The 11,882-nt window shown below is 62.6% G+C and carries 6 protein-coding genes; 1 reads left to right on the top strand and 5 read right to left on the bottom strand.

From position 1 onward, the window contains the following. Positions 1-667: 667 nt before the first annotated feature. The gene (locus ACK4OE_RS17800) at positions 668-2,275 is read right to left on the bottom strand and encodes a hypothetical protein (RefSeq protein ID WP_260668947.1); all 1,608 of its coding nucleotides are present in this window, start codon (positions 2,273-2,275) and stop codon (positions 668-670) included. Positions 2,276-2,559: 284 nt separating this feature from the next. Continuing rightward, positions 2,560-4,065, bottom strand: a complete 1,506-nt coding sequence (locus ACK4OE_RS17795; RefSeq protein ID WP_260668948.1) for a hypothetical protein — start codon at positions 4,063-4,065, stop codon at positions 2,560-2,562. Positions 4,066-4,339: 274 nt separating this feature from the next. On the opposite strand from ACK4OE_RS17795, the gene ACK4OE_RS17790 reads away from it, so the two are divergent. Then, positions 4,340-7,174: an SEC-C metal-binding domain-containing protein gene (locus tag ACK4OE_RS17790; RefSeq protein ID WP_066784837.1), complete on the top strand. Its 2,835-nt coding sequence runs from the start codon at positions 4,340-4,342 to the stop codon at positions 7,172-7,174. A gap of 387 nt (positions 7,175-7,561) precedes the next feature. Here ACK4OE_RS17790 and ACK4OE_RS17785 read toward each other — a convergent pair whose 3' ends face one another. The 3 genes from ACK4OE_RS17785 to ACK4OE_RS17775 are packed head-to-tail and all read right to left on the bottom strand — an operon-like array spanning position 7,562 to position 11,831. Then, entirely contained in the window at positions 7,562-9,244 is a 1,683-nt protein-coding gene (locus ACK4OE_RS17785) for an AMP-binding protein (protein WP_067511704.1), read from the bottom strand. 35 nt (positions 9,245-9,279) lie between these two features. Beyond that, positions 9,280-9,720 carry a nuclear transport factor 2 family protein gene (locus ACK4OE_RS17780; protein ID WP_007854945.1) on the bottom strand — a complete coding sequence of 147 codons (441 nt, stop codon included), beginning with the start codon at positions 9,718-9,720 and terminating at the stop codon, positions 9,280-9,282. Positions 9,721-9,752: 32 nt separating this feature from the next. Continuing rightward, on the bottom strand, positions 9,753-11,831 hold the full coding sequence (locus ACK4OE_RS17775) for an NADPH-dependent 2,4-dienoyl-CoA reductase (RefSeq protein WP_066788834.1): 2,079 nt from the start codon (positions 11,829-11,831) through the stop codon (positions 9,753-9,755). Positions 11,832-11,882 lie beyond the last annotated feature (51 nt).

Raw genomic sequence — 11,882 nt, 5'->3', positions numbered from 1 at the left:
CCTCGGGCGGCGACACTCTTGATGATGGAGAAGTACACCCGGGTTCCGACCTTCCAGTCCATCTCCTTCGGCAAAGCGAATCGGTAGTGGCGATCTATGACGGTCGTTCCAGTGGGTTCACTGCGGCGTTTTACGGCTCTTTGATTCAGAGGCATATCTGTCCTTTGGTGGTTTTCCAGTCTGGTTCGTCAGTGCAGAAACCAGATGCACTTGACCACTGAGCCCACGGCAAGGTGACCACGCGTTTCACCTCTACCTGACCGACCAGACCAGCACACGATACCAGTCGTGGTTGCCAAAGCGTCGCAATGACACCTTCACTCTGCCAAACTTCAGGTCTACTGCGAGGCCACTTTGCATAGACGAAGTGCGCTACGCCTCGAAACTGAGTTCGAGGCAGGCGCATGCTTCTCTCCGGTTTTACCCGAGTCGATTTAAGGTCTTAATCAGGCTGGGAGCTGTCGGTTACGAATCGTCGACCTCATCGCGATACAAGCGAGGGTTGGAGGCCCATCAGCGGGCATTCACCGGGGTCAGCGATCGACCCATTGCTGACACTCTTTGGCAGAAGTCATCACCGCAGAGCGGTCGTTGAACAGCGGGTACGTGTTTGCTTCTTGCCCTGTGCTCGGAACTATTCTGATTGCAAGCGCGAAGCGCCATATGCTTACTCGAGTTCAACCTGAGGTCCGTAGCTAACTGCGTCAATGAGTTTCATCGCCTTTCGGGCCGCAGACTGGGCGGGCACTAGGTCATCATCGCGATGAATCCTAACTAACATCTCTCGGTCCTCGGGATCAGACGCCGACTCAGCCAGAAGACGCGTCCAATATCGCTTTGCCTCTTGATTGGGTAAGCCCATGACCGTTTCAAACGCTTGTCCCGCAACCAATTCGCCTTCGGAAACTCGGCGAAGGACGGCCTCGGCTTCAGGTCCAGCGTCTCGTGCCGTTCCACGATTACGCTCAATGGCTGGAGCAATAGCCTGCCGACGGGTACTAGCTTCGGCGTAGGCCGAACGCACAGTAGCCACGATCGGATTATTTAACGCAAGCACTTGCCCACGACGCAGCGCGTCAATCGCCTCAAGCGTAGGAGCCTGCTGCTGCCGAAGATGCCCCCCGCCACCGATAGCGAACGCTCGGCCCAACTGGGCGACAAGCTGCCCCAGGTCATCCACCATTGAGACCAGGAACCAGAATGGACGATTGATCCTAGGTGACGATAGCGCCGTCACGATGAACGGCCACGCCTCATGCGCCGTCAGTCGCTCGCGATTTAACTCTTGAATGAGTTGGTTGGGTCCAAAGACCCACAAGTCGAGCAGGAAGCTCTCGGGCGGCACGTCTAGATGTCCATCGTTCAGACGTCCATTCGCCGTGCCGACGTAAGCGTCGAATTGTCCGAGCACATCACCAAACGCCCGACGTAGGTGGTGGGGCGCTATTGGAAGCGCGTTCGCATCATTGGGCCGCACGGCGACCGGCAAACCCTGGCCACCAGCATTTAGCCGATGGAATCGGACTGGCGCTGCACGTTCCAGCGTCTGAAGTAAGAGGTTGATGTCATCGTTCGTTGGCGCCACAGCAGATCGGTCGAATGCGTCCAACCACTCGGGAGCTGTCGCCGGAACCTCAGGAAGTACAAGAAACAGGGACCGCAGGGCGGCGCTCCGCTCCCCCAGCGTTTCAGCTTCGATGAAGCGCCGAGCCAAGTCATCGACAATGACCTCTGTATCAAGTGTGCTTTCTGGCGAGCGAGGACGTTGTTCAAGATACGGTCGGACGCGGCTCGAACGCGCTAACAGGTCGTAAAAGACAAGCACCTTCTGCGCCTGCACCATGGCGACGGCACGCGATGGACCTTGACCTGCGTGAAGGCCCGCCGCACGTTCGCCAATAATGAGCGTGAATCCTTCTGTGGCTCTGTGGAGTTCCTGGCGGTGAGCAGCAGCGTCTAGAAGACCATAGGTCAGGAACGAAGCCCGCGGCGGAGGGGCTACCAACAGAGATCGAACGTCTTGAAGCACTTCACGCGCAGACTTGAATTGAGTCCGACTCGCCATCAACGCATCTTCGCCCAGCACCTGCACCAATATGGCGGACAGCGCTTGTTCAACCGCAACACCGATAAGCCCCGCCGACGCAGCGAATTGTGCAGCCCCAACGCGAAGCTCTTGACGTGCAGGCAATCCCAATCCGACAAATGCCAGATGCAATGCTTCCTGGCTGGCTTCAATGAGTCGGACACTGCTGGTTCGGAGATATTGCGGCATCAGAGAACTCGTATTTCTATGTTGAGTGATAGCCTAACTGAAGCAGTCACTCGCGAACTTCCCCTTGTGGTCGGGTGCGGGTGCCGCGTCGGCCACCTGCATCGACCAAAAGCGGGCGTTCAGGAGGGCACCTCCTGAGCGGCAGGTGTAGGACAAGCAATTCGGAAAGTCGTCGGGCTCGACCGGCCACAAACAGTCGTTCAGTATCGCGACGCAATACAGACACTCGGGCGACCGGAATAACCCCAGCTACTCGCCAGCCGGCTGCCGGACAGCTATCGGTCTCACGTCCCGACCGCAATATCCCTGAACCGCGAGATTTCGCCGAAGGCCAAAACGTAGGGGTTCTGCGTTGCAACGGGATAGCGGCTCACAACGAAGTGCTTGATTGCGGTAAGGCCCAACTCCCGCAAGAGCGTTTGCTCGCGCGCGCGCTCCTTCGCGAGGGCCTTCCTGTAGGCCAGGTCAAGAGAGCGGTTGTAGCGAACGAACCTCCGTACGTCGGTCTCGATCCGATTCAAGTCAACGAGGTTGTTCTTGCACTGAACGTTGTAGATCACGCCGTCGAGCGTCGCAACGACGTCGAACTCCGCGCGCTCCACTCTCTTGATCTCCGTAACGTCGAATCCTTGGGTCCGCAGAGCTGCTTTGACCGACTTCTCGAAGATGAATCCAGAGCGGATTTGATATCGACGAACGCGGTTCAGACAGACACTCTTCCAGTGGTTCGCGAATCGATTGAGCAGGGTAATCGAAGTGACTAGGTCGCCGCCGACACGCGTGAACGGCGCGTAAGTGCTGGTGTTGTCGACGTAGTCGGCGCCTTGAACGACAAGCGCCCCTATAAGGGCGTCGGGTAGCTTCTGCTCGGAACACAACTCGTCGAAGCGCTTAACTGTCAGCCGAACGAAATACTCGTCCACAACGAGAGAGAGCAAGCTGCGGATGAACGCGGCCAACTGACCAAATGACGTTTTGTGGAGGTTGAACTCCGCATACGCCGCGGCCATGAGCGCGAGATTGTTCTCCAGCTCGGCCTTGGAAAAAATCAGTCGGCGGTTTACTGAAACACGCTTCACCACGCTGAGGTCGACATCGGCCATTTCGGTGATGGCTGTTCGCTCGGGCTCCAGAAACAACGCGTCCAGTCCGTTGAAGCTGTGACTTGCCAAGATTCCCACCGCGTCGACATCTAAGGCGAAGTCCGGGTACACCAGGGCCAGCATCAGGTTGTGATGCATTGACGTTGTCCCCAGGCCGGCGGTCTCAATGAGGTAGAGGAACTGGTTGAGGCCGTCCAGTTCGTGCAGCCGCTGAGTTCCTCGGCAGACACCAGGAATCGTGTGAAGGAAAGCCAGTAGATGCCGACGGCGGGACTGTAGGTAGCCGATGGCCGTACCGACGGTTGCCAATTCCCGAGCTGCAGGCAGCTGATGCATTGCAAACGACAGGGCGATGGCTTGCAGTTGAATAAGCGTCTGCATGAGCCTCTTCGCCACCAATCGGGAGAAGCGTGACTCCAGTCCTGCTTTGATGGATGGCAGTGCCCTGAGGGCTCCGGCCATGTCCAGGAGAGCCAGTCCACCAATCTCGTCGAGGAGCGGCTCGCCACGCAGTTCTCCCGGTAGGTTGATCAGCTCTTCGATGCCACGGAAGGTCGAGAACCAGACCGCGAATGTGCTTCTTGGCTCGAAGGGCGCCAGGGACGATTCGATGCCGGCACGAGAGTGGGCCAGCGCCCGCATGGCCTCGGTCTGCGCAGCCGCTCCCGTCAATCGTTGTCCTGCCATCCGTCGGATCCCTGGGTAAGGCGCTGAATCGTTGCCCCGCGCTGTCTTGGTGTTGAAGTCGCCCAATATAGAGTAGAGCCGCCCGGGAAGTTGGCTTTCGAGCGCATCGGTCCGGCGTTGGTTGAGGTACGGCTGGGCGGCGAGCCCCAAAATGACATGTACGCTCGCTCTGCCGTTAGCCGTGGGCAGGATAGGTGTTGCATCCCAGATGGGGTGATCAGCTACTGCTGGCAAATGCCCCCCGCGAGGACCGAAACCAAGACTTCTTTCCCATATGCCCCACACCCCGACGCTCGATCCAGCCCAGGAGATCCGCATTGCGGCGGTACACCGGGGCTTCCTCTATCAGCATCTCTATGCTGCCGCGTGCCTTCTGACTTCAGAACAGACCGGCGCTACGTCCGTGGTTGTCGAGCGGGACGAAGATATCGAGCTCGTCACACCAGCGGGGCGCTGCTACATCCAGGTCAAGACGCGTAGCCAGCCGATCATGCCGGCCGACATCAACTCGACGATGGAACGATTCGATAGCCTGCGGCAAGAGCACCAGCAGGGCCGTCGGCAGGGGCGCGCAACGTGCGTGGTGGTGGTCAACCGAGCCTTAGGGCCGACATTGGCTGAACAGGTCGAGACAGGAAAGCTGGCGGGCGACGTAGAGATCCTGTGGCCAGGCCGCGTGTGTTCTGGTGACCTCGGGCAACTTCCACCGGCTTGGGCGAATATCGATGAGGCAGTCGCATGGTGCGTCGACCGAGCCACCGCAGTCCCACTTGCGATGCTGGCGCCCGACTCCCTCGTTTGGAAACTGGCCGGCCGCGTCCAGGCTGCGGCCGCCGGGGAAGCGCCCCATGCGGATCACACCTTCTTGGTCGCGGATTTCCCGTCACTGCTGGACCAGATCCTGATCCAACTGCAGGACTTCCCGGCACCGCCCGAGCAGTACCGCCCGCAGGAGAACGAACCTCAAATCGACTCGAGCTCCCGAGTCCGGATCGTTTCCGGCTTCTCGGGCGCCGGGAAGACTGCGTGGGCTTCACAGGCGGCCGCCTTGAGCAGGCACATCTGCGCGTACTTCGATTGCGCCGAGACGCCGGGGGAGGCCCTCGCCCTCTCGCTGGTGCGTGAGCTGGCCGCCAAGTTGGCCGGCGCCGGACCAGATGCGGTGCGCAAGATCTTGCTGCCGGGCGCCACTGGCGTCGAGTCACTTCGCCAGTTGGACATCTATCTCGAGCGCTTGAGGCTCTCGCCGACCGTTGTATTGGACAACGTGCATTGTGTTTCGGCTGATAGCCTCAAGCGCATGATCGATGCCACGTCGGCGCTGAAGTTCGTGCTCCTGGCGCAGCCGCTTGGGACGTTGCCCGAGATCGAAGCCCTTCTGGGATTGACGCGAGAGCCGCTGAAGGGGTGGGGTGTTGACGATGTTGCGGCGGCGGTTGTCGGTTGGGGGTGTCGAGGGGATGCGGTCACCATGGGGCGCCTGAAGATACTGACGGCTGGCATGCCTCTGTTCGTCAGGAGTGCCGTCACGATTGCTCGCGAAGAGTACTCAGGGCGCATCGACCAGATGTGCGACGCCGTCGAAGCGTTAACGAACCTGACCCAGACCGCACAAGAGGTCATCTTGGCGAAGGTGTTCTACGCATTTCACCCCGCCGCACAACAGACGATTGCGGTGCTGAGCCTGTCCGATATTGGCCTGCTACCAGCCGAGATCAACAAGCTGCTGGACGCGGCCCTTGAGATGAACGAGCAAGCGGTTGCTGGAGTGATCCGGTCACTGCGACCCGCTGGGGTGGTGGAGATCTATGGCAACAAGGAGATCCGACTGCATGACGCCATCCGTGTTGTCGGGAGCCAGCACCTGTCGGGCATGCCCGCAGAGGTCGCATCACGGGCTCGTGTTGCCCTCAAGGATCTGATGGTCATGGCGTTCAATCGTGATCGCAACACGGCGCGCTTCTCGCTCTACACGCGGCTGCTGCTGGCCACTGGGGACGTCAAGACGCTGGTGGACCTTATCGGCGAAGAGATGTTCCACGAAATGGGCGTGGCAGTAGAGGTCTGGCACGGTCTGGAGACGCTGGTCGCCAAAAACGAATCAGATCCGGAGCAGCGGTACTGGGCTCTCGATGGTCTGGTCTTCTCGGACATGAAGCTCGGGCACATGGATCGTCTGGCGCCTAGGTTGGAGGCGATGGAGCAATTAATCGATAGCGGCGCGCTCGGTGAGGAGGAAGTTCTGTCCTTCCTGATGAAGCGCATGCTCCATTTCTCGAATCAAGGTGACGAGGAGGGGGTTTGGCGCGCGATTCGCGAGCTGGACAGCCGATTGCCGGACAAGCCTGTCCACCGACGGGTTTTCCTCTACAACGCGGCAGCGGCGCTCTTTCGCCTTGAGCGCTACGAAAGCGCGATGGGCGTGGTCGATCAGGTGATCGACGAGACGTTCGCGGTTCTCGGCATTCGGCTCGAGCAGGTTGTCGGCGCGAAGCAAGCCGCGCTCTGGGCGCTCATCAACAAGCCGGGACTTGATCACGCGGACATCAAGCGACTCGCGGATGCGCTCGAACTCAAAGCCATGGTGGCCGGCAAGTTGCACGTGCTCGCGCCATTCGCGCGAATCCATGCCATGAAGTTCTACGGTATCGCCGGCGCCATCGACTCGCTGATACGTGTCGGGCAAGACCTCGCTGACGAGTTCGTCGCACGACATGATTTCGTCGGCGCGCGGGAGATTCTTGAGCAACACGTGATGCCAGTGGTCGTGGACAACCAACTGCTGAATCGACACTTGGATGTCCGTGCGCAGTACGCCGTCGTTCTGGCTTACTGCGGCTTGCACGCAGAGGCTGAGAGCGAGATGGAGCGGCTGCAGGTGTACGCGGCCGGCCTAACGCCCCAGGCCCGGATGACCCTCGCGAGCCAACGCCAACTGATCGCGCGGATCAAAGCCAATCCGCTGCAGCAGTGGCGCCCCGGAGTGCGTCCTCTGGCCATCAGACAAGACACGCCGATTTCCGCTGGAGTAAAGATCGGGCGCAATTCGCCCTGTCCCTGTGGTTCAGGCAAGAAGTTCAAGAAGTGCGGCTGTGGTCTGGCCGGATAACTGTGGCGCGCGCACGAGTGCCATCGTCAATCGCCTGACTACAACACTCCCGGTGGCGGATCACCGCTGGTTTCGCCTTCTTCAGTCCGGCCAATATCGACAGCAGGCCGTTCATGACACGGCCTCTACCGACACATACTGACAGACTGACAGTGTGCGCGCCGGGAGAACCGCCGAACAAAGTTGCACCCCACGATGGACCGCTTCCCGCGGGCGCGGAACGCCTGCTATGGGTCGATCGCTGGCGCTATCGAATGACCGCTGTGCGGCTTCCAACGCCGGCCATGTTGCAGTGCGACCTTTCAGGGTTGACCGGCAGCTCCCGCTGCATTGCCGCCGTACCTGTAAATCGAGTCTGCAAGAGCCGCAGCGCGCATCAGACCACGATCACATTGCTTCGCGCAGCGAAGCCCTGAGGATTTTGCCCACCGGCGACTTGGGCAGTTGATCGCGGAAGACGATCTGTCGCGGCACCTTGTAGGCCGTGAGCTGGGTGCGGCAGTGGCGCTCCACGTCCTCGACCGTGAGCGTGGGGTTGCGCGGCACGACGAAGGCGCGTACGGCCTCGCCGGTGGCGGCATCCTGCACACCGATGACGGCGGCCTCGGCGATGCCGGGGTGGGCGGCCAGCACGTCCTCCACCTCGTTGGGGTAGACGTTGAAGCCCGAGACCAAAATCATGTCCTTCTTGCGGTCCACGATACGGATGTAGCCACCCTCTTCCAGCTGCGCGATATCGCCCGTGTGCAGCCAGCCGTCCTTGATCGCACTGGCGCTGTCGGCCTGCGCATGCAGGTAGCCGGCCACGACCTGCGGGCCCCGCACCAGCAGCTCGCCGCGCTCGCCCTGGGGCAGGTCGCGCCCCTGATCATCCACCACGCGCACGCGGCAACCAGGCATGGGCACACCCACGGTGCCCAGGCGCGGCGTGGCCGAGGGCGGGTTGCACGAGACGATGCAGGACGTCTCTGTCATGCCATAGCCTTCGATGATGGGGCAGACCAGCGCCTGCCAGGCCTGCGCGGTCGATGTACGCAAGGCCGTGCCACCCGAAAACGCGTAGCGCAGCTTCGGTGGGCTGGCCTGGAACCAGGGCTCGGCCATCAGGCCAGCGAACAGCGTGTCCACCCCGGCGGTCCACTGCACGTCGAACTGCTCGAAGGTCTTTTGCAGGTTGGACATGGGGCGCGGGTTGGGCACCAGCAGGTTGCGCGCCCCCACCTGGAAGAACACCAGGAAGTTCACCATGAAAGCGAACACGTGGTACATGGGCAGCCCGGTGAGCATGGTCTCGCCGCGCTGGGGGCCGTCGTAGGCATCCAGAAAATCGCGCGTGATGCGCAGGGTGGCCAGGATGTTGCCGTGCGTGATCACCGCGCCCTTGCTGCGCCCGGTGGTTCCGCCCGTGTACTGATACACCGCCACGGGGTGGCTGCGGTGGTCGACAGGTGCCAGCGCCTTGCCCTGCGCCAGCGCATCGACCATGCGCGGCAGCGGCACCGCGGCGGGGTCGGCAGGCCCCGCCATCTTGGCGCGGATGGCTGAGGCCACGGGTTCCTCAAAAAAGTCCCACAGGCTGGCCGTCAACACCGGCAATCCCAACTCTTCTGCAACAGGCCGCGCCACCGGCAGGAACATGTCGCACACCAACAGCAGCCGCGCGCCGCTGTCTTCGAGCTGCAGGCGCAGCTCGCGCCCGGTGTACAGCGGGTTCACGTTGGTCACGATGACCCCGGCCTTCCACGCACCGAACACCGCGATGGGATAGTGCAGGCTGTTGGGCAACTGCAGCGCGAGCACATCGCCCACCTGCAGGCCCTGCTCGCGCACCAGCCAGACGGCGAAGGCGTCCGACAGGGCATCGATCTCGCGAAAGCTGCGCACCACGTTCGCGCCCGTGGGCAGTACGAATGTGAATGCGGGCTGGTCCCCGTGGTCCGCCGCGGCCTGCGTGGCCAGCTGCGCAGCATTGGCGGGCAGCGCCGCCAAGTCGAGCTGGTAGTTGCGCAGGGCTGGCGGGTAGGAACTCTCCCAAGGCGCGAAAGTTGGCGGTGCGGTGGTGGCGGTCATGGGCTTTGTCTCCTGTCTTTTCTTTTACGAACGCTTCAAGCCTTTGCCTTGAAGGCCGGAAGCTTGTCGCCCAGCCGCGCCCCCATCTCGGCACCCAGGGCCTGCAGGCCGCTCAAAGGGCGCACCATGACTTCGAACTCTGTTATCTGGCCTTGCTCGTTGAAGCGCACCAGGTCGATCCCCTTGAGCTGCTTGTCGCCCACGCGGGCGCTGAACTCCAGCACGATGTTCAGGCCGTCGTCGGTGGCCAGCTGGCGGTGGTAGGTGAAGTCCTCGAACACCTGGATCACCGTGGACAGGGCCAGCATCAGCGCCGGGGCCGAGGTGTAAGCCGTGTTCGCCATGGGCGAGCGGAACACCGCGTCGGGATGCACGATGGAGAGCAGGTTCGACAGGTCGCGGCTGGCCACCATGTGGTGCCAGGTGTCGAGCGAGCGGGCGACGGCGGGGTGGATGTTCTTCGGTGCTTCGGTCATGGTGTGTCTCCTGGGGATAAATCGAAAATCAGTCAGATGGATGCGGCGAGCGTCGTGCCCTGCAGGATGGCGCGCTTGGCGTCGAGTTCGGCCGCCACGTCGGCACCGCCGATGAGGTGGGAGCTCTGGCCCGCGGCCACCAGCGCGTCGTACAGCGCGCGCAGCGGCTCCTGGCCGGCGCAGACTACGATGTGGTCGACGTCGAGCACCTGGGGTGCGCCGCCATCGATGGTGATGTGCAGGCCCGCATCGTCCACGCGCTCATAGGCCACGCCCGAGCTCATGCCCACGTTGCGCGCCTTGAGCGAGGTGCGGTGGATCCAGCCCGTGGTCTTGCCCAGCTGATCGCCGACCTTGCTGCTCTTGCGCTGCAGCAGGTGCACCTGGCGCGCGGGGGCTTCCACCTGTGCAGGGCGCAGACCGCCGGCCTGGGCATAGGCGGGGTCGATGCCCCACTCCTCATTGAACTTGGCAGGTGCCAGCGCGCCGCTCTCGCCTTCGTGCGTGAGGTACTCGCCCACGTCGAAGCCGATGCCGCCCGCGCCGATGATGGCCACGCGCCGGCCCACCGGCTTCTTGTCGCGCAGAACGTCCAGGTAGCTCAGCACCTTGGGGTGGTCGATGCCTTCGATGTCCGGGGTGCGCGGCTTTATGCCTGTGGCCACCACCACCTCGTCATATCCCTGGCCCGCCAGGTCGGCCGCTTCTACTCGGGTGTTCAGGCGCACCTCCACACCGTGCAGCTCCAGCTGGCGGCGGTAGTAGCGCAGGGTTTCGTAGAACTCCTCCTTGCCCGGCACCTGCTTGGCGATGTTGAGCTGGCCGCCGATCTCGCTGCCCGCATCGAACAGCACCACTGCATGGCCGCGTTGGGCGGCCGTGACAGCAAAGCTCAGGCCGGCCGGACCGGCGCCGACCACGGCGATGCGCTTCTTGGCGGCGGTGGGGGCGATGACCAGTTCCGTCTCGTGGCATGCGCGGGGGTTGACCAGGCAACTGGTGATCTTGCCGCCGAAGGTGTGGTCCAGGCAGGCCTGGTTGCAGGCGATGCAGGTGTTGATCTCGTCGGCCCGGCCCTGGCGCGCCTTGCGCACGAAGTCGGCATCGGCCAGCAGGGGCCGCGCCATGGAGACCATGTCGGCAAAGCCCTCGGCCAGAAGGCGCTCGGCCACCTCGGGCGTGTTGATGCGGTTGGAGGTGATGAGCGGTATGCCCACCTGCCCCATCACCTGCTTTGTCACCCACGCATAGGCCGCGCGCGGCACCTTGGTGGCGATGGTGGGGATACGTGCCTCGTGCCAGCCGATGCCGGTGTTCAGGATGGTGGCGCCCGACGCCTCGATGGCCTGGGCCAACTCGATCACCTCGGCCAGCGTGGAGCCGCCCTCCACCAGGTCGAGCATGGACAGGCGGTAGATGATGATGAAGTTCGGCCCCACGCGCTCGCGCGTGCGCCGCACGATCTCCACCGGAAAGCGCATGCGGTGGGCGTAGCTGCCGCCCCAGGCGTCATCGCGGTGGTTGCTGCGCGCAGCGATGAACTCGTTGATCAGGTAGCCCTCGGAGCCCATGACCTCCACCCCGTCGTAGCCCGCGTGCTGGGCCAGCGCGGCGCAGCGCGCGAAGTCTTCGATGGTCTGCTCCACCTCATCAGCGGTGAGCGCATGCGGCACGTGGGGGTTGATGGGTGCGCGCAGCGCGCTCGGGGCCACCAGGTCGCGGTGGTAGGCATAGCGACCGAAGTGCAGGATCTGCATCGCGATCTTGCCGCCCTCAGCATGCACGGCCTGGGTCACCTTGCGGTGCTGCGCGGCCTCGTGCTCGTTGACCAGCATGGCCCCGCCCTGCATGGGCCGACCGCGCTCGTTGGGTGCAATGCCGCCCGTGACGATGAGCCCGACCTCGCCGCGCGCGCGCTCGGCATAGAAAGCTGCCATGCGCTCGAAGCCGTTGGCCACCTCCTCCAGCCCCACGTGCATGGAGCCCATGAGCACGCGGTTCTTCAGCGTGGTGAAGCCCAGGTCCAGCGGGGCATGCAGGTGTGGATAGGGGCTATTGCTGTCAGCCGGAGATTTCAGCGGGGCCGGGGCGGGTTTCAGGATGGCGTTCATCGCAGGTCTCTTTCTTTTTTATGCAACCAGTTGCACAAATATAGCCAGTAT

This window comes from Acidovorax sp. (assembly GCF_046314175.1).
Taxonomy (GTDB): domain Bacteria; phylum Pseudomonadota; class Gammaproteobacteria; order Burkholderiales; family Burkholderiaceae_C; genus Acidovorax.
This window is presented reverse-complemented; position numbering and strand designations above follow the sequence as displayed.